The organism is Mycolicibacterium cosmeticum (assembly GCF_000613185.1).
GTDB lineage: Bacteria > Actinomycetota > Actinomycetes > Mycobacteriales > Mycobacteriaceae > Mycobacterium > Mycobacterium cosmeticum.
The window spans coordinates 1,867,856-1,889,191 of sequence record NZ_CCBB010000001.1; the positions used below are offsets into that span (position 1 = coordinate 1,867,856).

Below are 21,336 nucleotides of genomic sequence, written 5' to 3' on the forward strand. Positions count from 1 at the left end.
TCGCCCTGCCGGTAGCGCGGGCCGTGCGGCAATCTGAGAGGGCCGCCCTGATCACTCGGGGCGCGCGCTCGCAGTTCCGTCACGGAGAGGACCGGCCTGAATGACCCGTGTTGACCCGCTGCCCACCAGGCAGTGGCCGCCGACGATGCGCGATGCCCTGGCTGCGATGAACCCGCCGGTACGCCGCCACCCCCAGCTCGAGACCGAGGGCAGGCCGAAGGGGCTCAACGTGCTCGGCGCGCTCGCACATCACCCGGAACTGGCGCGGGCGTTCTTCACCTTCAACGGTCATCTGCTGTCGGCGACCTCGCTGACGCCACGCCAGCGGGAACTGCTCATCCTGCGCACCGCCGTGCTGCGGAAGTCCGAATACGAATGGGCTCAGCATGTGGTGATCGCCGGCGACGTCGGGATCTCGCGCAGCGAGGTCGCCGCGATCGCATGGGGCCCCGACGCGTCGACATGGTCGGAGGCCGACGCGGCGCTGCTGCGCACCGCCGACGAATTGGTGGCAGACGGGGTGATCGGCGACACCACCTGGGCGGCACTGACGGCACAGCTGAGCACCCAGCAGATCTTGGACGCCATCTTCACCGTCGGCGCTTACGAGACGCTGGGCTGGATGCTGCGCAGCTTCGGTGTCCAGCTCGACGACGACGTGCGCGCCTACCTGGCCGAACAGGATTAGCCGACGGGTTCGGTCAGCACCCGGACCGCTTCGCGCAAAGGGTCCGGTGTGGTGGCGATATCGCCGATGAACGGGTGCGCCAACTCGAGGACCAGGAAGAGGTTGGTGGCCACCAGCACCCCGACGATGATCACCATCGGGTAGTGCATCGCCGGCCGCTCGACACCGTAGACGATCGCGGTGCCCAGCACCATGGCGCTGGTGATGAAGATGACCGCCCACAGCGGCCATGGCGGTCCGTCGTCGGTGCGAGCCTGCAGGATGCGCGCCGTCCGTGCCTGGCCGATCTTGTCGAGATTGCTGAATGACGTTGCCAGAAGCGTCTTCTGGGGGTCCGCGCCCGCCCGCACCTGGCCGTAGGCGGTGCGCAGGTCGATCAACGCCCGATCGGCCGCCGGGGATCGCTGATTGTTCCCCTCGGTCCACTCGGCGATGGCAGCGTTCTCGTAGGACAGCAGCGCGGCCCGCACCCTGTCCCGGTCGGTCGGCGCGAAAACCGTGGCATCCGTTGCCATCTGGACCGCGGCGGCACCCTCGGTCCGCGCGTTGCCGTCGGCGGTGTTGATCGCACCCCACATCGACGAGACGACGAAGCCGATGAAGAAGGCGTACACGAATCCGATCACGCCGTAGGTGAACCGCGTGACGTCGTTGTGCTCGTCCAGGGTCAGCGCCGGGTAGCGGTGCCGGATCGCCCTGAGCACCAGCACGGCACCGCCCGCGACAACCACGATCAGGACGGTCAGCAGCAGCCCCGCCGGGATGTGCTGTACCAACCAGGCAGCCACCGGGTCTCCCCTCGTCATGGGTCACGCGGTTGAAAACCCTAAACGGTGTCGGTGGCATCCGGCGGCGGTTTGCCCGGCAACCCGCCGAATTGGGTTGCCAGCTGCCTGTTCTCGCCACGGACACCCGGGCCCCGTGGCGGGCCGCTACGCTGTGCGCCTGTGAAGGCCATGGCCCAACGCACCTGGGCGGCGGGCGCGCCACTGGAGTTGCTCGAGTTGCCGACACCCGAGCCGCGCCGGCATGAGGTACGGGTGCGCGTGCAGGCCATCGGCGTGAACCCGGTGGACTGGAAGATGCGCAGCCACGGCCCACTGCGGTGGGCGGCTCGTCTGCTGGGCCCGAGGCCACCGGTGATCGTGGGGGTGGATTTCGCCGGGGTGGTGGACGCGGTCGGTCCTGCGGTGACCGATCTCGCGGTCGGCGACCGGGTGGCCGGCGGTACCAACTTCGCGCGCGGGCAGCGCGGCTCCTATGCCGACACGGTGCTGGTGCGCCGAGATCAGGTCTGCCGCGTGCCCGATTCGGTCGACATCACGGCGGCGGCCGCCCTGCCCATCCCGGGTGTCACCGCCTGGATGTCGGTGATCGACCTCGGCAGGATCCGCCGGGTGCCGATGGCCGAGCGTCGAGTGCTGGTGCTGGGCGCCTCCGGCGGCGTCGGCCAGCTGGTGGTGCAGATCGCCAAACGGGAGAACGCCCTCGTGTGCGGGGTCTGCTCGAGCGCCAATGTCGACCGGGTCGCCGGTCTGGGTGCCGACGTGGTGATCGATTACACCGGCGGCGACGCCCTGGCCCAGGCGCGGGCTCATGGTCCGTTCAGTGTCGTCGTCGACTGCGCGGGCGGGTACTCCGCCCGTCGGTGTCGGGCGCTGTTGGCGCCGGGCGGACGACACGTCATGGTGGCCGGTGATGACGCCGCCGCCCTGGCGGCCAGGGTGCTCGCCCCGCGAAGGTCCAAGGGCATCTTGGGCCGACCCACCGGCGCCCGGCTCGCGCCGCTGCTCGATGCGGTGGCGGCCGGCTCGTTGCGCGTCACCATCGCCCAGGCCTTCCCGCTGGCCGATGCCGAGGAGGCACACCGGCTCAGCCGCACGGGCCGAATGACCGGGAAACTGCTGCTGATTCCCGACGCCGCGCCGGCCCCAGGTTTCGAACGGCAGCTGGGCGGGGATTAGTAGCCGCAGGCGTGCGAGCCCAACCCGGGTGGTCTCTGCGCCAGGTTCCCCCGGTACAGACAGCTGCCGGGGGAACCGTCCCGAGTAGCGGCGCCGGCTCAGTCGGAGAAGTCCGCGGTGATCCACCGGTCCGGACGCACCAGGAAGAGCACGCTCGGCTTGTCCTTCATCCCCTCGACGAATGCGCGTCCGCCTTCCTCACCCAGATAGCGGATGGCGATCGCTTCCCGCACGTCGCGCGGCGCCGGCTCGATGGTGTCCACGACGCTGCCCTCGACGACCACGTACTGGTAGGGCGGTTCCTCCCGTTGCACGACGAGTGTCACCGCGCCGGCTTGCCGGATCAGCCGGACCTTGCGCGACGCCGTGCCGGTGTTGATCCGGATCAGCCCGTCGGGCGTGTAGTCATACCAGATCGGGACGCTCGCGGGTGGTCGGCCGTCGGTGGCCGCCACCGACAGCACACCCACGTGCTTGGCCGCCAGGAACTCTTCGCGCTGCGCTTCTCCGAGGGGTCTGCTCATACTGGCGGGCAACATCGCCGCGGACGGGGCGTATTCCCGGCCGATCACCGGGTCCGCAGGAAGCGCGCGTCGATGGCCTCGAGCATGCGCGTCGCCTCCTCGATGCGTTCGAGCACCACCGCGATCCGGCCCGGCGGTTCGACATAGCCCTTGACCTGACAGCGACGACGCCAATCCGCCTCGGCCTTGGTGATTTTCGCCGTCATGGTGGTGATCTCGTCGCGGAGCACCTCGGCGAAGAGTTCGGCCTGGGCCCGCTCGGACGGCTGGGTCAGCCGGCGGACCACGGCATCGTCGAGGGTCACGTCCACACCCCTATTTCGGGAAGGTCAGCGGATCGTCGATCGGCCAGCCGGCCGCCAGCAGCCGGCGCTCGACGCGGTGCACGTCCTCGGGTGAGGGCAGTTCGTCGGTCAGCTTGGTGATGGCCACGCGGACGTCGGTGCCCTGCGCCGGTCTGGTTCCCGCGGCCATCAATCGGGTGGTGAGCGCCAGCACTTCGTCCTCGGTCAGCCGCCGCCGCAATACCGCGACCAGCGGGATGTAGTCGTCGGCCGGGATGCCGTCGGGATAACCGGCCCGCAGGAAGGCCAAGATCCGGGCAAGCACATCCGACAGCGCCACAGTTCCCCCTCAGCCCCCCGGCCACGTCAGCGTTCATCCCTTGGTAGTCGGTATGACCGCCGCGGAGCAAGGCGTTTCACCGTCCGGCCAGATCACATTCACGAGGTATTCACCACCTGCGACTTCCGGCGCGACCAGCATCTATCGTGTGACGATGCGCACCGGATTCCAGGAGCAGCTCGACGGGCTCACCCAGACGCTCAGCGACATGTGCGGACTGGCCGGTGCGGCCATGGAGCGGGCCACCCAAGCCCTCCTGCAGGCCGATCTGGTCACCGCCGAGCAGGTGATCAGCGACCACGAACACCTGGCGGCGCTGCGCACCCAGGCGGAGGAAGCGGCGTTCATCCTGCTCGCGCTGCAGGCACCGGTCGCCAGTGACCTGCGATTGGTCGTCGGGTCGATGCAGAGCGTCGCCGACTCCGAACGGATGGGCGGCCTGGCACTGCACGTGGCCAAGATCGCGCGCCGCCGGCACCCGGAGCACGCCGTACCCGAGGAGGTGGACGGCTACTTCGCCGAAATGGGCCGCATCGCAGTCGAACTCAGCGCATGCGCGCAAGAGGTGGTGTTGTCCCGCGATCCGGAGAAGGCGGCCCAGATCAGCCGCGACGACGAAGCCATGGATCAGCTGCACAAGCATCTGTTCACGGTGCTGATGGACCGGGAGTGGGACCACGGTGTGGCCAGCGCGGTGGACATCACCCTGCTGGGCCGGTTCTACGAGCGGTTCGCCGACCACGCCGTGGAGATCGGGCGGCGGGTGATCTTCCAGGTCACCGGGGAGACCCCGGAGGGGTGAGCTGACCCGGAAATTCTGGTGGGCCTGAGGGGAGAACTGTCGAACCCTGATACCGCCGATCGAATCCGACGTCTATGCAGGTCAGGCATTGATCAAGCGTGTACGGCAGACCCACGCGCCCGATAATGATCGTTGTCCATGACGATCTCGTGACTGTGCTCACCCACTCAGCCTCCGCCGACGCACTTCGGTCAACCGCGGTCCCTAGGTAGATCTGGCACCCGTTGCACCCCGGCCCGTCTTCGTGTTGCGTTTGAGCGCGCTCGAACTCCTAGCGTCACGGTCATGACCGAACCATCAGCATCACAGACATGGATTATCACCGGCGCCTCGAAGGGGTTGGGGCGCGCGCTCACGCAGGCAGCTCTACTCGCGGGCGACAGTGTCGTTGCCGCAGTGCGCAATCCCGACGATATGACCGATCTGGCGTCTGTCCACGATGATCGCCTTGCGTGTGTCCGGTTCGACGTCCGAAACACCGACGAGGCCGCGGGCCTGATCGGTTTGGCGGTGCAGCGGTTCGGCCGGGTCGACGTCTTGGTGAACAACGCCGGGCGTGCCGTGGTTGGCGCAGCCGAGGAAGTCACCGATGCTCAGCTGCGCGATCTGATGGAATTGCATCTGTTCGGTCCTGCGGCGTTGGTCCGAGCAGCGTTGCCCGTCATGCGGGCCCAGCGCAGCGGGACGATCGTGCAGATGAGCAGCCAAGGCGGCCGGATGTCGTTTCCCGGCGTCTCGACGTACTCGGCATCGAAGTTCGCGTTGGAGGGCTGGTCGGAGGCCCTGGCAGGCGAAGTGGCGCCGTTCGGGATCCGCGTGATGCTGGTCGAACCAAGCCGCTTCCGTACCGCATTCAACGCCGCCGGCGTGCTCGACTTCACCGAGATCTCGACCACCTATCGCGACATCCTGCACGACGTCCGCGCCGACATGGCCGGCGCCGATGGCGTCCAGGAAGGTGACCCCGCCAAGGCCGCGGAGATCATCGTGTCCTTCGCCCACGCCGAGGTTGTGCCCCTGCGACTACCGCTGGGTGCTGAAGCAGTTGAGCGACTCACCGCCACCTATCAGCGCGGTCTCGACGAGGTCAACCAATGGGCCCTACTGGCCGGCAGCGCCGATTACGCCGACAGCACCCCGTCCGCTCGCCCGATCTAGCATCAAGTATGTCCAGTGATGAGCTGATGAGCCGAGCACTCGCCTCGCTCGACGAGATCGATGGCCCGATGTCAATTGAAGTCATCCACCGCCTTACCGACACCAGTGATCTGCGCGAGCCGATGACCATCGCGGCCGTCGCCGAACTCCTCGATATCTCGGTGCACACCCTGCGGTACTACGAACGCGCCGGACTGGTCGAGGTCGACCGCGACAGCAACGGTCACCGCAGCTATTCACCCGAGGCGGTACGCAGACTCGTTTTTCTGACTCGAATGCGGTTGTCGGGTATGGCTATTCGTGATCTTCAGCATTACATTTCACTGGTCGATAGCGGCGATCAGACGGTACCCGAACGCCTGGACATGCTGCTCGAACACCGCGACACCATCCGCCGCCAAATCCGCGAACTCACACTCTCCCTGGCCGCTACCGAATACAAAATCACCACCTACGGCGGAAGCACCGGCGAGCTCTGCTAAGGACATCGATCTCTGAACGAGCGCCTTACGGTGGACCGTATGGATGTTCGGTCCGACTCGTACACCACTCTGCTCGACGCAACCTACACCAACGGCCGTACACAGCCCGACCACAACTTTCCTTGGTTGAAGTGCAAGGCAAAGACATTCGTGTCATGCGCCACCAGACGCGGTTTGCTCGAGCGAACTGGGTTCACGGCCAACTCCCACGCAGGTCGCGATCACGGCGAGCGACGCCAGGCCCCCGATGGCCGCCGACCAAACGAAGAAATTGTCGGAGCTGCACAGGCCGGCGGCAGCCCACGCAAAGTTCGCCGTGGCCAACACCAACCACGTCAAAATCGACACACCGGCGGCCGTTCTCGACCTGAGCACGCCCCAGATCTGCGCAACGCGCGTTATCACCGATGCCAACGATGCGGCCACCAAGCAGGGACCCGGCCCGAACACGGCGAAAGCGCCCGCCACCAAGAGGGTGCAGACAACGGTGCACATCGCGGTTCGGCGCCAGGCAAGCAACCGCGAGACGACCGCCAAGCTGCCGCAGGCGAACGCTCCTTCACTGATCAACAAGACCCACTGCTGGGTCGCGAGTCCGTAGCCCGCCCAGATCAGACCCAACGCGAAGCTCTGCAACCACGCTGATAACGACAGGCCTGCGGTCTGCCGCAGCGCTCGGTGAAACTGCGGGACGGAGCACACCGCCGTCAGAGCCGCAGCAATCAGCGAGAACATCACGGCCGTCGACATCAACTGAGTTTCGGTCTCCAGCGACGCAGCTCCAACCTCTTTTCCAGTCGCCAATCACCGTAGGCAAGCACCTGCGGTCGTTGCGCCAACGGCGGAACGTTCACACTCGTCCGCAGCGGGTAGGCCGTACCGAGCTGTCGCAGATCTAGAGAATGAAGATGGCTCAGATGTTGTCTCACATGATGAATCGACTAGCGATCTCGGACAGATGCGAGCTCACGGAGGAGCTCTGTGCTGGACCAGTTCTGCTGGTTGAGATGGTCGAGCATGGCGGTCTCTGCTGAACCGGGATTGCGTCGCACGCCGACGAGGACGGGCTCGGTCAGGGAGGGTACCAGCGGGCAAGCCAGGTCTTCGAAACCTTCGGGGATGGCCGAGGCCGGGACGACCGTGACGCCCAGCCCTTGCGCCACGAGGCGCACCGCGGTGGAGATCTGTGACGCTCGGGCTACCGTGTGCGGGCTCAGGCCGGCGCCGGCGAACAAGCGGGCGAGGTAGTCGTCGAGCAGGCTGGCGCCCCGGAATCGAATCCAGCCCTCTGCGGCCAAATCTTCCAGGCGCACAGCGCCGTCCGAGTGGAGCGGGTGCCCCTTCGGCACGACGGCGACATAGGTTTCCTCGCCCAGCCGGTGTACATCGAAGGTGCATCCGGCGGGGATGCGGTGTACAAGGACCATGTCGAGGGTGCCCTGGCGCGCCAGTCGTTCCATATCCGCGGGATCGGGCTCCTCGTAGAGCGTTACCTGCAGCTTGGGGTGGCGACGGCGTAGCTGCCCCAATGCCTCGGGCAGCTGGCGCGCTCCCAGGCCCATGTGGACCGCGATGATGAGTTCGCCGGCCAGTTCCTCGTTGGCGGCGCGGGCGGCCGTGATCGCCCGCCGGGATGCGGTCGTCGCGATCTTCGCCTCTGCTAGGAAAGCCCGCCCGGCTACCGTCGCCGTGGCACCGTTTGGGGTACGGGTGAATAGCTGGACCCCGAGGTGCTTCTCCAGGGCGCCGATCTGTTGCGACAGAGAGGGTTGGGCGACCCGCAGGCGCTCTGCCGCCGCTGTCATAGAGCCTTCTTCGGCGACAGCCAGGGCGTATTCGAATTGGCGCAGGTTCATTCGAATCCGCCTTTACTGTGACATAGGAGATGGCTATGTGAAGTATACGTTGCCACTATTTGCTTCTATGTCCATCCATTCCTACCGTGGTGACACACAGCGCCGGCTAGGCGCCGGTTCGGTCAATGGTCTTGCCGACATCACAACCAAACACGATGGGACAACACATGAGTCGCCGACTACGCATCGGAGTGCAACTGTGGCCCGGCGGGGCGCCGGACTACCAGAGCTGGCGCAGCGCGGTAATCCGTGCCGAGGATCTGGGTGTCGACATCATCTTCGGCTACGACCACTTTCATGCCCCGGCTGCCAGCGGTGTCACCGGCGGGCTGCCCATCCTCACCGAGGACCAACCCGATGTGAACAACTTCGAAGGTTGGACAGCTCTGGCCACCTGGGGCGAAATCACCAAGCGCCCTGAGATCGGCACGCTGGTCACCGGGATCGGGTACCGAAACCCCGACCTGCTTGCCGATATGGCGCGCACCGTTGACCACATCAGCGGAGGCCGACTGATCCTGGGCCTGGGCGCCGGCTGGTATGAAAAGGACTACACCACCTACGGATACGACTTCGGCACCCTGAAATCGCGGTTCGACCAGTTCGACGCCGGACTGGACCGCATAGCGGCGCGACTACCGATCCTCAAACCTCCCCCGCTGCGCAAGATCCCAATTCTGATCGGCGGGGCCGGCCCCAAACGTGCCCTTCCCGCAGTTGCCCGCCATGCAGACATCTGGCACACCAACCTGCAAACGATCGAGGAATTCCGCGACGCCACCGCTCGGGTCGATGACCTCGCCGCCGAAGCAGGCCGCGACGGCAGGGCCATCGAACGCTCCGTGCGCTGGCACGGTGCCCAAAGCGCTGAGACCTTCCGTCGCGCGGGCGTAACCATCTTCACCACCGAAATCCATCCGACAGACGAGGGCTACGACTTCTCAGTCCTCACTGAGATGCTGGCCTGGCGTAAAGCGCAACAATGAGTACTGCGCAACAGCGGCTGCGCATCACGCGTCGAGTGACGAAAGGTCACTCTTCGATGCCAGGTAGTCGAGTCTCAGATCTGGAGAACCGAGATCAATCGCATTCTGCCCCAAGGCGAATGGACCGGATTCACGCGACTGATGCACCGGCTGTGCGTCGGGTGAGCAGTTCGCTGACGGTGACAAATCGGTAGCCATCGGACTGCAACCGGTCGATGATCTGCGGGACCGCGGCGCGTGATGCTGCGCGGCTTTCCAGCATGACGTGCAGCAGGATGATCGAGCCGGGGCGGACATTTTCTACGGTGTCCTGCACGATCTGGTCGGTGTTCGGAGTGCCGGCCGAATCTGGTTCCAGATCCCATGTGATCGTGGTCCGTCCGTGTTCGGCGAGGTAATGCGGAAGTGCCCACAGTTTCTTGCCGTACGGCGGCCGAAACGTCACCGGACCGCGATAACCCGTTCGCGCGATGGCTTCGTCAGTGCGCTCGATCTCGTCGGCGACGGTCTCATCCGAAACGAACATCATTCGGCGGTGGGTGTAGGTGTGATTGCCGATCTCGTGACCCGCACGCGCAATCGCTGCACCTTGGTCGGGGCGCCGGTCCAGATCGGCACCGTTGAGGTAGAACGTCGCCGGGATATCGGCCGTGGTCAGCATGTCGAGAACTTCCGGCGTCCACTCAGTGGGGCCGTCGTCAAAAGTCAGTGCCACCACCTTGTCGGAAGTGTCCACCCGGTTGACGATCTGACCGGCCAGTTGAAAGGTCCGCGATTTGGACAAGGTGTAGCCGGCGAAAGTAACGGCGAGCAGCACCACCAGCGCGAGAGACGTTCCGATAGCCCATTTCCGCACGAGATCCGTGTCTACCAGAACAACGACAACCTGATCTTGATTGCGAATCGCAGACGATGAGGGCGGGAGGTTCGCCACGCCTCCACTTGCACTCGTTCAACTACGTCGCTTGCGCGAGCCAGATGGTTCGTTGCCCGCACGTGGGGTCCGTGACGACGTGAGCAACGACGTCGAAGCCGTTGTCGCCGAGTAGTGCGCGGTATTCGGAAGGGCTGAGGCTGGCGTGGTAGAGGGGGTCGCTTTGATAGCTGCCGATCTGTTCGCCGGCCGATGGACCACTATTGAACAGGAGCACTGCACCGGGGGCCGCATGTCGGGCGAAAATCTGGAACATGCGCCGCTGATGATGCTGGGAGAGGTGAAATAGACTGTCCCAGGCGATGATTCCATCAAATCGACGGCCCAGAGCCAGCGCGCGCATATCGGCCACCTCCCATCGGTGCTCCGGGAAACGCGATGAGCTCAGCTCGATCATCGCGCTCGACCCGTCGACGCCGTGGACCTGACACCCCTGTTGGATCAGGTACGCGCCAATGGGCACCGCCGTTCCGCACCCCACATCCAGGACGGCGCGACGCTGACCAGGCAGGGCCGCAACAAACTGATCCAGCCACGCGCGTTCGACCAGCCGGTCACCGCGGTCGCGCAACCAGCTCTCGGCATGACGGTCATACAACGCGATGACGCGATCGGCGTCGGGATGCTCGTCCACCACATCTCCAGTATTGCGATGTTGCGCCGCGTAGTAGCGGAGTCGCCGCGGCGCACGATGAACCCGCGCTGCCCCTACTGGCGATCTGCTCACCTCAGTTGTGCGATTCGGCATCGCCGAAGCGAAAGCCCTGCCAACGGCGGCAAGGTTTCGATCGTGCGACCCTAGGTGCCGAAAGAGTGGAGCTAAGGGGAATCGAACCCCTGACCTTCTCGATGCGAACGAGACGCGCTACCAACTGCGCTATAGCCCCTTGTGCCGGTAGCAGGTTACCAGTAACACCGGCGACGGCCGAAACCGGCCGCTAGGACGCGGTCCCGGGCAGCGTCATTGCCCCGCCGCGCGCGGGAGATCCCAGCTGCGCGCGGCCGAGGTGTACTCCAGATGCTCGAAGATGGGATCCTCGTCGTCGATCTCCAAGACGGCCGCACCGGGGCGCCGCAACCGCGAGGGCACCACGTCGTACTCGGGGTCCCCGGTGTTCTCCACGCCCAGCCGCGACCGCATCATCCGGTGCGCACGCCGACGCCGCAGCTGCTCCTCGATGCGGGTCTGACGGCGTAGGTAGGCCAAATACAGCACGGTCACCGCGGCGACGGATCCGCACGCCCACCACATGCCCGGCCCCAGGAGGAAGGGCAGGACCGCGGTCACCATCAGCAGCACCGCCATCACCGACAACACGCGCTTGCGGAAGGTGTACTTGCGGGCGCTGACCGCCTGGGCGGTCTTGGACTCGAAGCGGTCGCGCCGCGCGGCCGCGAAGGACCGCGCCCCGGCGGCTTCCGACTCGGCCTCGGGCTCCAGGCCCGACGAGTCGTCGACGTACTCGTAGTCGTCCTCGGTGCCGTCGGTGAGATCGGCCGGCTCGTCTTCGGTGCCGGCCACCGCTTCGGGACGGTCGGGCTCGGCGTCCTCGGCCGTCTGCTGGGCCACCGGTTCGGTCTCGGGTTCGAGGTTCGCATCGCCGAAATCCAAGGACAATTCCTCGGATTGGGGCTGTTCCCGCCCGAACGACTCGCCGATCGGCAGCGCACCGGAATCCTCTTCGACGATGTCCACGTCGAGGTAGTCCGGTTCGGAGCTTTCCTGCACCGCCTCGGCCAGCACCACGGCGCGGCGCACCCGCGGCTCGGCACCGTCGTGGTCGGCGTCGTCGAGGTCGCCGACGTACTCGTCCTCGGCCGGCTGCCAGTCCGGATCGCTCTGGTGCCCGCTGGCCGGACGGGTGCGCCGGCGCAGCCGCGTGTTGCGGCTCGTGTTGAGCACCCGGGTCGCGAGGGCGACATCGCTGGTGCGGCGGACGGTGTCGCGTTTGCTCACCAACATCGGCACCAGCACGAACAGCCAGAGCACGACGAGGGAGATCCACAACAGAGATTGGGGGATGCTTGGCATGACGCCTGCTCCTTTCCCCTTCAGGCTAGGTCTGTGACCAGCGCATCCGTCCACGGCGCGCCGAGACAATTACACACCTGTAATTCATCGAGTACAAGCACCACCAGTCACACGAGTCACATTCGCCACATCGGACACCGCCGAGATCGACGAAATACCGAAACGCACTCGCACTTTCCCGCCCGTTTGATCAATTGGGCGGGACGGGGGTCAGGTCCAGCTGGCGCGGCCGCTGCGCACCAACTGCGCGGCCACCGAGCCCTGCACTTCCTCGATGGTGATCGCCACCAACAGATGGTCGCGCCAGGCGCCGTCGACGTCGAGGTAGCGCTGCAGCAGGCCCTCTTCCCGGAAGCCGGCCTTGGCCAGCACCGCGCGGCTGGCCTGATTCTCCGGGCGCACGGTGGCCTCCACCCGGTGCAACATCACCGGACCGAACGCGTGGTCCAGCCCCAGTGCCAGGGCCGCGGTGGCCACCCCGGAGCCGGTGAACTGCTTGGCCACCCAATACCCGATCCATGCCGACCGCAGCGCGCCGTGGGTGACGTTCCCGATGGTGATCTGCCCGGCGAACTGGCCGTCGAGTTCGATGACATACGGCAGCATGCGCCCCTTGCGCGCCTCGCCCCGCAGTCCCGAACACACCGCGGGCCACGACGAAATGGCATGGCGCACTTCCCAGCTCACGTCGGCGCTGGGTTCCCACGGCTCCAGGTGGGCCTGGTCGGCGAGCCGCAGTCTGCTCCATTGGGCACCGTCGCGCAGCCGGATCGGCCGTAACCCCACCATCCCGGCCGGCACCCGGATGGGTCCGGCGGGCAACGGCCATCCCGGATGGACCGCACTCGTACGCCAGCGGTTCACGCGATCAGCCGCGCTGCGCAAGGAAAGCGACGTCGACCACCTCGCCGGTGCGGATCTGCTCGGCGTCGCTGGGCACGATCACCAGACAGTTCGCCTCGGCGAGAGTGGCCAGCAGATGCGACGACGCACCGGGCGCGCCGCCGAGGGCCTGCACCAGATATTCGCCGGTGTCCTGATCGCGCATCAGCTGCCCGCGCAGGTACCCCTTGCGCCCGGCCACCGAGCTGATCGGCGACAAGGTCCTGGCCTGGATCACCCGGCGCATCGGCTGCCGTTTACCCAGCGACATCCGGATCAGCGGGCGGACCATCACCTCGAAAACCACCAGTGCGCTCACCGGGTTGGCCGGCAGCAGGAACACCGGAACCCCGTCGCGACCCAGCTGACCGAACCCCTGCACCGAGCCGGGGTGCATCGCGACCCGCACGACCTCCATCTCCCCCAGCTCGGAGAGCACGGAACGGACTGCCTCGGCGGCCGCCCCGCCGACCGCGCCGGCGATCACCACCACCTCGGAGCGGCTGATCTGGCCCTCGACGACCTCGCGCAGCTCCGCCGGGTCACCGTTGACGATCCCGACCCGGTTCACCTCGGCACCGGCATCGCGGCCCGCGGCGGCCAGCGCATAGGAGTTGACGTCATAGACCTGCCCGTTGCCCGGCGTCCGCGAGACGTCGACGAGTTCCCCACCCACCGACAGCACCGACATCCGCGGCCGCGGATGCACCAGCACCCGGTCCCGGCCGACGGCGGCGAGCAGACCGACCTGCGCGGCGCCGATGATCGTGCCGGCCCGCACGGCCACGTCACCGGGCTGCACATCGTCACCGGTGCGGCGCACGTAGGCACCGGAGCGGACCCCGCGCAGCACCCGCACCCGGGACTGGCCGCCGTCAGTCCAGCGCAGCGGCAGCACCGCGTCGGCCAGGGTCGGCATCGGCGCACCGGTTTGCACGCGGGCGGCCTGCCGCGGCTGCAGCCGACTCGGCGTCCGGGCGCCGGCATCGACATGCCCGACCACCGGCAGGCTCACCTCACCGCCGCCTTCATCGCCCCCGACGGTGGCCACGTCGACGCTGCGGACGGCGTAGCCGTCGATGGCGGCCTGATCGAAACCCGGCAGCGGTCGCTCGGTGACCACCTCTTCGGCGCACATCAGGCCCTGCGATTCGGCGATCGCCACCCGCACCGGACGTGGTGCCACCGCGGCAGCCGCTACTCGAGCCTGCTGCTCCTCAACCGAACGCACCGCACGCCTTTCTCCTGTCCGCAGACCGGCCGCGCAGTCGTTATTTCTCGGCCAGGCCCAATCGCTCGACCAACCACCGCCGCAGCTCTGGTCCGTAGTCGTCGCGTTCCAACGCAAAGTCAACCGCAGCCTTGAGGTAGCCGCCGGGATTTCCCAAGTCGTGTCGGGACCCGCGGTGCACCACCACATGCACCGGGTGGCCCTCCTCGATCAGCAGCGCGATGGCGTCGGTCAACTGAATCTCGCCACCCACGCCGCGGTCGACCCGGCGCAGCGCGTCGAAGATGGCCCGGTCCAGCACATAGCGCCCGGCCGCCGCGAACAGCGATGGGGCGTCCTCCTTCTTCGGCTTCTCCACCATGCCCTTGACCTTGAGCACGTTCGGGTTGGCCGCGTCCGGAACCACCTCGACGTCGAAGACGCCGTAGGCACTGATCTCGTCCTCGGGTACCTCGATCGCGCACAGCACCGTGCCGCCGCGCTTGGCACGCACCTTCGACATGGTTTCCAGCACGCCGGTGGGCAGCACCAGATCGTCGGGCAGCAGCACGGCGATGGCGTCCTCGTCGTCGAGCAGCTTCTCCTCGACGCAGCCGACGGCGTGTCCGAGTCCGAGCGGCTCGGCCTGGACCACCGATTCGACCTTGATCAGGGCGGGCGCGCGGCGCACCTTCTCCAGCATGGTGTGCTTGCCGCGGGCTTCCAGCGTGCCCTCGAGGATCAGGTCCTCGACGAAGTGCGCGACGACGCCGTCCTTGCCCTCGGAGGTGACGATGATCAGTCGTTCGCCACCGGCCTCGGCCGCCTCGGCGGCCACCAGCTCGATACCCGGGGTGTCCACCACCGGCAGGAGTTCCTTGGGAACCGTCTTGGTGGCCGGGAGAAATCGTGTCCCCAGACCGGCTGCGGGAACGACCGCCGTCCTCGGGATCGGTACCTGTGCCTGTGTCATCGTTGACACACTAATACCAGCCAGTACCTAGGCGAAGGGGTAGCGGCGCAATCGTGGCAATCATGACAAAACCGGTGCTGCGAGAACGCATTCTCGCCGCTCGGCGCGCGGTGCCGGCGCAGGTCCGGCGCGCGGAGGCCACCGCCCTGCAAACCCATCTGTGCGCTGTCCTTCGTTCGGGTGACACCGTGTGCGGCTACGTGCCGGTGGGGTCCGAACCCGGCTCGCTCGCGCTGCTCGACGCACTCGACGCGGCCGGGGTGCGGGTGCTGCTGCCGGTCGCCAGGGCGGGGCAGCCGATGCGGTGGGGCGCGTACGCGCCCGGCCGGTTGGTCGCCGCGCCGTTCGGCCTGCGCGAACCGGCGCCACCGTGGCAGGAGCCCGAGGCGATCGGGGCGGCGTCGGTGGTGCTGGTGCCCGCACTGGCGGTCGACCGGCGCGGGGTGCGGCTGGGACGCGGCGCCGGTTTCTACGATCGGGCCCTGCCGCTGGCCGATCCGGCTGCCCGGTTGATCGCGGTGGTGCGTGACGACGAAGTGCTCGACGAGCTACCGGTGGAGCCGCACGATGTGCCGATGACGCATGCGCTGACCCCCGGTCGGGGCATCGTGGCGCTGGTGGGACGGGAATGACCTGCCCCACGTAGCGGTTCTAGCACTTGGGCCGGTAGAGTGCTAGAAAGTTTGACTGTCTCGGAGGTTTTCGTGCCTACCTATTCTTATGCGTGCACCGCATGCGACAACCGGTTCGATGCCGTGCAGGCCTTCAGCGATGACGCGCTGACCACGTGCCCCAAGTGCTCCGGGCGCCTGCGCAAGCTCTTCGGCAAGGTGGGCGTGGTGTTCAAGGGCAGCGGCTTCTACCGCACCGACAGCCGCGACTCGTCGAAGTCCAGCAGCACCACCGGTTCGTCGAGCAAGAGCGACAGCGGCTCGAGCTCGTCGTCGTCCTCATCGGACTCGTCGTCGAGCAGCGCGTCGTCCAGCTCGAGCAGCTCGGCTCCGGCCGCCGCCGCGTCCAGCTAGTTATCCACAGGCGCGTCGCGCGGGCTGTCCCCCACCGCACCACCGGCCTTAGCGTGAGGCCGTGGGGGAATCACTGAATCCTGCGCCGTGGTCGCGGCTGCGGCATGGCCTACGGCCCAGCTGGACCCGGACCGTGGCCGCCCGCCGGGTCGCGGCGGGTCTGCTGGTGTTGCTGGCCGCCGCCGCGGCGCTGCGGCCCGACCCGGAGACCGCCGTGCGGCCCGTCCTGGTCGCGGCCCGCGACCTGGCACCCGGCATTGCCCTCACGCAGGCCGACGTACAGATCGAAAAGCGTGTGGCGGCAACCATTCCCGACGGTGCGCACAGCGACATCGCGGCCGCAGTGGACGCCACGCTGGCCGGACCCGCCCGTCGCGGCGAGGTGCTCACCGATGTGCGTCTGCTGGGACCCCGCCTCACCGAAGCCACCGCGGGACCGGACGCCAGGATCGTCTCCCTGCACCTCGCCGACGATGCGTTGGTGGACCTCATCCGGCCCGGCGATGTGGTGGACGTGCTGGCCGGCGGCAGCACCGCCGCGGGCCCAGACACCCGGCCCGAGGTGATCGCCACCGACGCGGTCGTGACCCTGGTGTCGCCGCCCACCTCCGGTTCGGCCGGCGGTGCGGACCGGGTGGTGCTGGTGGCGTTGCCCCGCGCGGCCGCCAACATCGTCGCCGGGACGGCACTGACCAGGCAGATCACGGTCACATTTCACTGAGGACGGCCGCCACCCCGGCTCGGTAAGGTTTGCGGGGTCGATACCGTCGAACTGCTGGAAGGGTCCCCGCATGCTCAAAGGTTTCAAAGAGTTCCTGTTGCGCGGCAACATCATCGATCTCTCGGTTGCCGTCGTCATCGGCACCGCGTTCACCGCGCTGGTCACCAAATTCACCGACAGCATCATCCAGCCGTTGATCAACCGGATCGGCGCCGGCAGCGATTCCGACTACGGCATCCTGCGGATCGGCATCGGGGGCGGGCAGACCATCGATCTGAATGTGTTGCTGTCGGCCGCCATCAACTTCGTCCTCGTCGCGGGGGTCGTCTACTTCCTGATCGTGCTGCCGTACAGCAAGTTCCGCAAAGAGAAGGAAGAAGTCGCCGACGCCGAAGTGGTGCTGCTGACCGAGATTCGCGACCTGCTGGCCGGACGCAGCGAAGGCAATCCGCTCGACAAGGCGTGAACACGACAGCAGCCCCCGGTTCCGGCCGGGGGCTGCTCTCGTGGGAACGAGTCAGTTCATGTACTAGTTCATATTCCAGGGCTCGCCGTAGGTGGTGACCGAGTCACCCTCCTTGGCGATCAACCGAGCGAACGGACGCAGCAGCACACCACCGGCAGCACCGGTCACCGTGCCGTGCGCGTTGGACACCGCGACCGCACCATTGGCACCCGACACATCGGTCGAGAAGGTCGCAACCTCCTGGATGCCCGGGCCGTTACCCAGGTCAGCGCTGATCGACGCACCCGGGAACAGGTTCGGGGTGATCACCTGAAGCGGGTTGGCCGGCGTCGCATCGTCGAGCAGGATGTTCGGCGTGGTGTAGCTGAAGTTGATACCCACACCCAGCGACCAGGGGAAGCCGATCTGGTAACCCAGCTCCAGCGTGCCCTCGAACTCATCAGCACCCGGACCCGACACGATGTACTTGGCCTTACCCGAATGGAACCACTCACGGGTCAGCCGGTTGCGGTCCAACGGGAACACGCCATTGAGGAACGTATCCCACTGCTGAATGGTCAGGGTCCGGTCCTTGCCGTCCACGAGGCTCAGCTCGTTGTCCAGACCTGCGTGAGAAGTGCCCGTACCGACGAAGAGCGCAGCAATCGCCGCGACCATCGCAAGCAGCACCCGACTGAATGCCTTCATGGTTCTCCCTAGTGTGTGGTGGCCTAATACGCAGGTGGTGCCGCCCGGGCCGAAGCCCAGACGGCACCCCCGCGCCGTTTATCGCCGAAACGTCAGTTCATGTTCCAGGGCTCGCCGTAGGTGGTGACCGAGTCACCCTCCTTGGCGATCAACCGAGCGAACGGACGCAGCAGCACACCACCGGCAGCACCGGTCACCGTGCCGTGCGCGTTGGACACCGCGACCGCACCATTGGCACCCGACACATCGGTCGAGAAGGTCGCAACCTCCTGGATGCCCGGGCCGTTACCCAGGTCAGCGCTGATCGACGCACCCGGGAACAGGTTCGGGGTGATCACCTGCAGCGGGTTGGCCGGCGTCGCATCGTCGAGCAGGATGTTCGGCGTGGTGTAGCTGAAGTTGATACCCACACCCAGCGACCAGGGGAAGCCGATCTGGTAACCCAGCTCCAGCGTGCCCTCGAACTCATCAGCACCCGGGCCCGACACGATGTACTTGGCCTTACCCGAATGGAACCACTCACGGGTCAGCCGGTTGCGGTCCAACGGGAACACGCCATTGAGGAACGTATCCCACTGCTGAATGGTCAGGGTCCGGTCCTTGCCGTCCACGAGGCTCAGCTCGTTGTCCAGACCTGCGTGAGAAGTGCCCGTACCGACGAAGAGCGCAGCAATTGCCGCGACCATCGCAAGCAGCACCCGACTGAATGCCTTCATGTTCTCCCTAGCTGTGCCGACGGTGTTCTGGCGTGTTCACCGTATGTGTCGATGTGTGTCCCGGCCCTAGCCCAAACCTCACACCTTGCAAGACCTTCATGTGGACCAAATTAGAAAGCCCACATGTTGCTCTTACTCTTTGCTCATCGTTGACACGAGGAACATAACGGGGAGGCATCCACCCGGCAACGCGTGCGTGCCGACATCCGACACCGCAGCGGCCCGTTCCGGAAGTTTGCTGAGGGGTGCGAATCCAGCAACGATCAGGCGCACCACAGGCGCAACACCGAGGCGACAGCGGATTTGCCTCGTCCGTCGAATCGGACGGAGTTTCCAACCGGAATCAAAGAGATTCTGGCCGATCGGAACGAAATCACAGCTCAGCCGTGGTGTGGCGGCACGTTGTCGCGGAGCCAGCGATCACGCTCGGAGGCCTCCGCCGGCAAATCATCGGCCCGCTCGTCCCGCGTGGTGCTGGGCAGCTCGTCGCCGAAGATGGCGTTAACTACATCTCTCGATGGCCTGGAGGGCCCGCTCACATCGCCCTTCATGTGTGACGAAGATCACATTCTGCTCGGGTAACCCGTTCACGCGGCTGTAACGCAGCGGGCCTGCGTTTTCTTCCCTCACGTGCACGAACGAGCATATTTCCAACCGGACAAGCGCCGCTAAATGTCAAGGCTCGAGAGCTGGCCGATGATCTGGCCGGCGAGCGGTCCCAGGGTGGCCATGCCGTCGCGCACGGCCGCGCGGGAACCGGCGATGTTGACCACCAGGGTGCTGCCGGAGATGCCGGCCAATCCCCGGGAGACGCCCGCGTCGATGATGCCCGCGGACAGACCCGACGCCCGCAGCGCTTCGGAGATGCCGAGAAGTTCACGGTCCAGGATGTCGACGGTGGCCTCGGGGGTGACGTCACGGGGGCTCACCCCGGTGCCGCCGACCGAGATCACCAGATCGACCCCGCCGATCACCGCGGTGTTGAGCGCGTTGCGGATCTCCACCTCGTCGGCGGCGACCACCACCACGCCGTCGACCAGGAATCCGGCCTCACCGAGCAGTTCGGTGACCAACGGCCCACTGTGGTCTTCTTCCCCGTGTGCAGTCCGGTCATCGACGACGACGACGAGTGCACGCCCTACCAACGCCCCAGGTTGTTCCATGAGTGCCACCGTATATCCGGCAGGGGACAACGGAGCAGCCGACAGCCTGGCGCGGCCACGTGTGCGGGTCACTGGGCCGCCTTCCCCAAGGTGACGTCCAGGGTGGCCGGTTTCCCGGACGGATCCAGATAGGTCAGGGTGATCTTGGTGCCCGGCGCCTTCGAACGGACGGCGGCCACCAGCGCGTCGGCGCTGCTGATCACCCGGTCGTTCACCTTGGTCACCACGACGCCGCTGGGCAGGCCCGCCGTCGCGGCGGCCCCGCCGGCGGTCACCTCCACGATCTTGGCGCCGTCGACGCCGGCGTCGTTGCCGACCTGCACCCCGAGTGAGGCATGCGTCGCGGTGCCGTTCTGCACCAACTCGTCGGCGATCCGCTTGGCCTGGTCCACCGGGATGGCGAAGCCCAGCCCGATGGACCCGCTCTGCGACTGCCCGGAGTCACCACCGAGGGTCGCGATGGCGGAGTTCACGCCCACCAGCTCGCCGTTCATGTTGACCAGCGCGCCGCCGGAGTTACCCGGGTTGATGGCGGCGTCGGTCTGGATGGCGTCCAGCACGGTGTTCTGGTTCCTGGCGTCACCGCCGGCCGCCACCGGGCGGTTCAGCGCGCTGACGATGCCGGTGGTGACCGTGCCCTCCAGACCCAGCGGGGACCCGACGGCCACCACGTCCTGTCCCACCCGCAGGTTCTCCGACGAACCCAGGGTGATCGGGGTCAGCCCGGACACGCCCTGGGCCCGCACCACCGCGATATCGCTGCTGGGGTCGGTGCCGACGATGCTGAAGGTGGTGGTCCGGCCGTCGGCGAACGTCACCTTGGTCTGCGCGGCGCCGGCCGGGGCGCCGGGAGAGCCGGGGGCGCCCGGCGCGGCGGCGGCCACGACGTGGTTGTTGGTGAGGATCAGTCCGTCACTGCTGAGGATGATCCCGGAGCCTTCCTCGGACGCCCGGCCCATATCGGTCTCCAGCTTGACCACGCTGGGCACCACCTTGGCCGCGACCTGCTCGACCGAACCGACCGGCAGGCTGGCGGCCGGCACGCTCGGGGCGGCGCCGCCGAAGGAGGTGGTGGTCGTGGTGCGGTCGGGCTGGGCCAGGACGGCCACCCCGCCGCCGACACCGGCGGACACCACGGCGATGGCAACCGCACCGGCAACCAATGCCCCTGTGCGCGAACGCTTTTGCTGACGCGGGGCGGCCGCCCCGGCCGGCCGGTAGGGGTCGTACTGCGGTCCGACGGGATGCTGCTGCCGCGGCTGCTGCGCGTAACGCCAGTCGTACGGCTGCTGGGAGTGCTGATAACCGGACTGCGGGACACCGTGCGTGGCGGAGTATCCGGACCCCGGCTCGTACCCGCCGGGCCGCTGCGGGGGCGTGTACCTGGGGTGGTTGGTCATGTGGCTCCGCGCTCTCTCTGTCGTGGTGCTGTTACCTGGTCAA

26 protein-coding genes and 1 tRNA gene are annotated in these 21,336 nt (G+C 66.9%); 10 read left to right on the top strand and 17 right to left on the bottom strand.

From position 1 onward, the window contains the following. Nucleotides 1–100: 100 nt before the first annotated feature. Nucleotides 101–688 (top strand): carboxymuconolactone decarboxylase family protein, encoded by a 588-nt coding sequence (locus tag BN977_RS08885; RefSeq protein ID WP_036397206.1) that lies wholly within the window; start codon nucleotides 101–103, stop codon nucleotides 686–688. On the opposite strand, the gene BN977_RS08890 is transcribed toward BN977_RS08885, so the two are convergent. Next, nucleotides 685–1,476, bottom strand: a complete 792-nt coding sequence (locus BN977_RS08890) for a bestrophin-like domain (RefSeq protein WP_234709529.1) — start codon at nucleotides 1,474–1,476, stop codon at nucleotides 685–687. The genes BN977_RS08885 and BN977_RS08890 overlap by 4 nt on opposite strands. A 168-nt stretch (nucleotides 1,477–1,644) precedes the next feature. On the opposite strand from BN977_RS08890, the gene BN977_RS08895 reads away from it, so the two are divergent. Further along, complete coding sequence (locus BN977_RS08895) at nucleotides 1,645–2,652, top strand: NAD(P)-dependent alcohol dehydrogenase (protein ID WP_234709598.1); 1,008 nt, start codon at nucleotides 1,645–1,647, stop codon at nucleotides 2,650–2,652. A gap of 98 nt (nucleotides 2,653–2,750) precedes the next feature. Here the strand turns inward: BN977_RS08895 and BN977_RS08900 are convergent, their stop codons facing one another. Genes BN977_RS08900 through BN977_RS08910 form a run of 3 tightly spaced genes read right to left on the bottom strand, consistent with a single transcriptional unit; the run spans nucleotide 2,751 to nucleotide 3,800 of the window. Next, nucleotides 2,751–3,176, bottom strand: a complete 426-nt coding sequence (locus tag BN977_RS08900; RefSeq protein ID WP_036398755.1) for a pyridoxamine 5'-phosphate oxidase family protein — start codon at nucleotides 3,174–3,176, stop codon at nucleotides 2,751–2,753. 44 nt (nucleotides 3,177–3,220) lie between these two features. Then, the gene (locus tag BN977_RS08905; RefSeq protein WP_131590074.1) at nucleotides 3,221–3,481 is read right to left on the bottom strand and encodes a hypothetical protein; all 261 of its coding nucleotides are present in this window, start codon (nucleotides 3,479–3,481) and stop codon (nucleotides 3,221–3,223) included. Between the two features lie 10 nt (nucleotides 3,482–3,491). Further along, nucleotides 3,492–3,800 carry a DUF3349 domain-containing protein gene (locus BN977_RS08910; protein WP_036397208.1) on the bottom strand — a complete coding sequence of 103 codons (309 nt, stop codon included), beginning with the start codon at nucleotides 3,798–3,800 and terminating at the stop codon, nucleotides 3,492–3,494. A gap of 154 nt (nucleotides 3,801–3,954) precedes the next feature. On the opposite strand from BN977_RS08910, the gene phoU reads away from it, so the two are divergent. The 3 genes from phoU to BN977_RS08925 all read left to right on the top strand — a co-directional run bounded on the left by phoU (nucleotide 3,955) and on the right by BN977_RS08925 (nucleotide 6,242). Next, a complete protein-coding gene (phoU, locus tag BN977_RS08915) occupies nucleotides 3,955–4,602 on the top strand; it encodes a phosphate signaling complex protein PhoU (protein WP_036398757.1) in 648 nt (215 codons plus the stop codon). 285 nt (nucleotides 4,603–4,887) lie between these two features. Next, on the top strand, nucleotides 4,888–5,760 hold the full coding sequence (locus BN977_RS08920; protein WP_036397209.1) for an SDR family oxidoreductase: 873 nt from the start codon (nucleotides 4,888–4,890) through the stop codon (nucleotides 5,758–5,760). Between the two features lie 8 nt (nucleotides 5,761–5,768). After that, the gene (locus tag BN977_RS08925; RefSeq protein WP_036397211.1) at nucleotides 5,769–6,242 is read left to right on the top strand and encodes a MerR family transcriptional regulator; all 474 of its coding nucleotides are present in this window, start codon (nucleotides 5,769–5,771) and stop codon (nucleotides 6,240–6,242) included. A gap of 153 nt (nucleotides 6,243–6,395) precedes the next feature. On the opposite strand, the gene BN977_RS08930 is transcribed toward BN977_RS08925, so the two are convergent. Both BN977_RS08930 and BN977_RS08935 read right to left on the bottom strand, forming a co-directional pair. Beyond that, the gene (locus BN977_RS08930; RefSeq protein WP_036397212.1) at nucleotides 6,396–6,992 is read right to left on the bottom strand and encodes a hypothetical protein; all 597 of its coding nucleotides are present in this window, start codon (nucleotides 6,990–6,992) and stop codon (nucleotides 6,396–6,398) included. Nucleotides 6,993–7,183: 191 nt separating this feature from the next. Beyond that, entirely contained in the window at nucleotides 7,184–8,098 is a 915-nt protein-coding gene (locus BN977_RS08935) for a LysR family transcriptional regulator (protein ID WP_036397213.1), read from the bottom strand. 167 nt (nucleotides 8,099–8,265) lie between these two features. Between BN977_RS08935 and BN977_RS08940 the strand changes: the two genes are divergently transcribed. Then, complete coding sequence (locus BN977_RS08940; RefSeq protein ID WP_036397215.1) at nucleotides 8,266–9,084, top strand: LLM class F420-dependent oxidoreductase; 819 nt, start codon at nucleotides 8,266–8,268, stop codon at nucleotides 9,082–9,084. A gap of 130 nt (nucleotides 9,085–9,214) precedes the next feature. On the opposite strand, the gene BN977_RS08945 is transcribed toward BN977_RS08940, so the two are convergent. The 7 genes from BN977_RS08945 to BN977_RS08975 all read right to left on the bottom strand — a co-directional run bounded on the left by BN977_RS08945 (nucleotide 9,215) and on the right by BN977_RS08975 (nucleotide 15,115). After that, nucleotides 9,215–9,940 carry a polysaccharide deacetylase family protein gene (locus BN977_RS08945; protein ID WP_036397216.1) on the bottom strand — a complete coding sequence of 242 codons (726 nt, stop codon included), beginning with the start codon at nucleotides 9,938–9,940 and terminating at the stop codon, nucleotides 9,215–9,217. Between the two features lie 100 nt (nucleotides 9,941–10,040). After that, nucleotides 10,041–10,652 carry a class I SAM-dependent DNA methyltransferase gene (locus BN977_RS08950; RefSeq protein ID WP_234709530.1) on the bottom strand — a complete coding sequence of 204 codons (612 nt, stop codon included), beginning with the start codon at nucleotides 10,650–10,652 and terminating at the stop codon, nucleotides 10,041–10,043. A 180-nt stretch (nucleotides 10,653–10,832) separates the two neighbouring features. After that, nucleotides 10,833–10,905, bottom strand: a tRNA-Ala gene (locus tag BN977_RS08955). A gap of 74 nt (nucleotides 10,906–10,979) precedes the next feature. Continuing rightward, nucleotides 10,980–12,050 carry a divisome protein SepX/GlpR gene (gene sepX / locus BN977_RS08960; RefSeq protein ID WP_036397218.1) on the bottom strand — a complete coding sequence of 357 codons (1,071 nt, stop codon included), beginning with the start codon at nucleotides 12,048–12,050 and terminating at the stop codon, nucleotides 10,980–10,982. 210 nt (nucleotides 12,051–12,260) lie between these two features. Beyond that, the gene (locus BN977_RS08965; RefSeq protein WP_036397219.1) at nucleotides 12,261–12,914 is read right to left on the bottom strand and encodes a GNAT family N-acetyltransferase; all 654 of its coding nucleotides are present in this window, start codon (nucleotides 12,912–12,914) and stop codon (nucleotides 12,261–12,263) included. 4 nt (nucleotides 12,915–12,918) lie between these two features. Continuing rightward, complete coding sequence (gene glp / locus BN977_RS08970; protein ID WP_036397220.1) at nucleotides 12,919–14,163, bottom strand: molybdotransferase-like divisome protein Glp; 1,245 nt, start codon at nucleotides 14,161–14,163, stop codon at nucleotides 12,919–12,921. Nucleotides 14,164–14,203: 40 nt separating this feature from the next. After that, nucleotides 14,204–15,115 carry a UTP--glucose-1-phosphate uridylyltransferase gene (locus BN977_RS08975; RefSeq protein ID WP_024454525.1) on the bottom strand — a complete coding sequence of 304 codons (912 nt, stop codon included), beginning with the start codon at nucleotides 15,113–15,115 and terminating at the stop codon, nucleotides 14,204–14,206. 62 nt (nucleotides 15,116–15,177) lie between these two features. Here BN977_RS08975 and BN977_RS08980 point away from each other — a divergent pair, with 62 nt between their 5' ends. The 4 genes from BN977_RS08980 to mscL all read left to right on the top strand — a co-directional run bounded on the left by BN977_RS08980 (nucleotide 15,178) and on the right by mscL (nucleotide 17,327). Continuing rightward, entirely contained in the window at nucleotides 15,178–15,747 is a 570-nt protein-coding gene (locus BN977_RS08980; protein ID WP_036397221.1) for a 5-formyltetrahydrofolate cyclo-ligase, read from the top strand. Nucleotides 15,748–15,819: 72 nt separating this feature from the next. After that, on the top strand, nucleotides 15,820–16,140 hold the full coding sequence (locus BN977_RS08985; protein WP_036397223.1) for an FmdB family zinc ribbon protein: 321 nt from the start codon (nucleotides 15,820–15,822) through the stop codon (nucleotides 16,138–16,140). Nucleotides 16,141–16,201: 61 nt separating this feature from the next. Beyond that, complete coding sequence (locus tag BN977_RS08990; protein WP_036397226.1) at nucleotides 16,202–16,861, top strand: SAF domain-containing protein; 660 nt, start codon at nucleotides 16,202–16,204, stop codon at nucleotides 16,859–16,861. A 70-nt stretch (nucleotides 16,862–16,931) separates the two neighbouring features. Beyond that, nucleotides 16,932–17,327, top strand: coding sequence for a large-conductance mechanosensitive channel protein MscL (gene mscL / locus BN977_RS08995; RefSeq protein ID WP_024455971.1), 396 nt, complete (start codon nucleotides 16,932–16,934; stop codon nucleotides 17,325–17,327). A gap of 63 nt (nucleotides 17,328–17,390) precedes the next feature. Here mscL and BN977_RS09000 read toward each other — a convergent pair whose 3' ends face one another. The 4 genes from BN977_RS09000 to BN977_RS09015 form a co-directional block, all read right to left on the bottom strand. Further along, on the bottom strand, nucleotides 17,391–18,014 hold the full coding sequence (locus BN977_RS09000) for a porin MspA (RefSeq protein WP_036397228.1): 624 nt from the start codon (nucleotides 18,012–18,014) through the stop codon (nucleotides 17,391–17,393). Between the two features lie 92 nt (nucleotides 18,015–18,106). Further along, entirely contained in the window at nucleotides 18,107–18,730 is a 624-nt protein-coding gene (locus BN977_RS09005) for a porin MspA (RefSeq protein WP_036397228.1), read from the bottom strand. A 668-nt stretch (nucleotides 18,731–19,398) separates the two neighbouring features. After that, nucleotides 19,399–19,893, bottom strand: a complete 495-nt coding sequence (locus BN977_RS09010; RefSeq protein WP_024453123.1) for a MogA/MoaB family molybdenum cofactor biosynthesis protein — start codon at nucleotides 19,891–19,893, stop codon at nucleotides 19,399–19,401. A gap of 68 nt (nucleotides 19,894–19,961) precedes the next feature. Then, nucleotides 19,962–21,293 carry a S1C family serine protease gene (locus tag BN977_RS09015; RefSeq protein WP_036397230.1) on the bottom strand — a complete coding sequence of 444 codons (1,332 nt, stop codon included), beginning with the start codon at nucleotides 21,291–21,293 and terminating at the stop codon, nucleotides 19,962–19,964. Between the last annotated feature and the right edge of the window lie 43 nt (nucleotides 21,294–21,336).

What these genes read in the sequence shown, in the direction of transcription:
- BN977_RS08920 (WP_036397209.1), top strand. Translation starts at nt 4,888, where the DNA reads ATGACCGAACCATCAGCATCACAGACATGGATTATCACCGGCGCCTCG.
- BN977_RS09005 (WP_036397228.1), bottom strand. Translation starts at nt 18,730, where the DNA reads ATGAAGGCATTCAGTCGGGTGCTGCTTGCGATGGTCGCGGCAATTGCT.
- BN977_RS08935 (WP_036397213.1), bottom strand. Translation starts at nt 8,098, where the DNA reads ATGAACCTGCGCCAATTCGAATACGCCCTGGCTGTCGCCGAAGAAGGC.
- BN977_RS08895 (WP_234709598.1), top strand. Translation starts at nt 1,645, where the DNA reads ATGGCCCAACGCACCTGGGCGGCGGGCGCGCCACTGGAGTTGCTCGAG.
- BN977_RS08925 (WP_036397211.1), top strand. Translation starts at nt 5,769, where the DNA reads ATGTCCAGTGATGAGCTGATGAGCCGAGCACTCGCCTCGCTCGACGAG.
- sepX (WP_036397218.1), bottom strand. Translation starts at nt 12,050, where the DNA reads ATGCCAAGCATCCCCCAATCTCTGTTGTGGATCTCCCTCGTCGTGCTC.
- phoU (WP_036398757.1), top strand. Translation starts at nt 3,955, where the DNA reads ATGCGCACCGGATTCCAGGAGCAGCTCGACGGGCTCACCCAGACGCTC.
- mscL (WP_024455971.1), top strand. Translation starts at nt 16,932, where the DNA reads ATGCTCAAAGGTTTCAAAGAGTTCCTGTTGCGCGGCAACATCATCGAT.
- BN977_RS09010 (WP_024453123.1), bottom strand. Translation starts at nt 19,893, where the DNA reads ATGGAACAACCTGGGGCGTTGGTAGGGCGTGCACTCGTCGTCGTCGTC.
- BN977_RS09000 (WP_036397228.1), bottom strand. Translation starts at nt 18,014, where the DNA reads ATGAAGGCATTCAGTCGGGTGCTGCTTGCGATGGTCGCGGCGATTGCT.
- BN977_RS08980 (WP_036397221.1), top strand. Translation starts at nt 15,178, where the DNA reads ATGACAAAACCGGTGCTGCGAGAACGCATTCTCGCCGCTCGGCGCGCG.
- BN977_RS08940 (WP_036397215.1), top strand. Translation starts at nt 8,266, where the DNA reads ATGAGTCGCCGACTACGCATCGGAGTGCAACTGTGGCCCGGCGGGGCG.
- BN977_RS08930 (WP_036397212.1), bottom strand. Translation starts at nt 6,992, where the DNA reads ATGTCGACGGCCGTGATGTTCTCGCTGATTGCTGCGGCTCTGACGGCG.
- BN977_RS08975 (WP_024454525.1), bottom strand. Translation starts at nt 15,115, where the DNA reads ATGACACAGGCACAGGTACCGATCCCGAGGACGGCGGTCGTTCCCGCA.
- BN977_RS08900 (WP_036398755.1), bottom strand. Translation starts at nt 3,176, where the DNA reads ATGAGCAGACCCCTCGGAGAAGCGCAGCGCGAAGAGTTCCTGGCGGCC.
- BN977_RS08885 (WP_036397206.1), top strand. Translation starts at nt 101, where the DNA reads ATGACCCGTGTTGACCCGCTGCCCACCAGGCAGTGGCCGCCGACGATG.
- BN977_RS09015 (WP_036397230.1), bottom strand. Translation starts at nt 21,293, where the DNA reads ATGACCAACCACCCCAGGTACACGCCCCCGCAGCGGCCCGGCGGGTAC.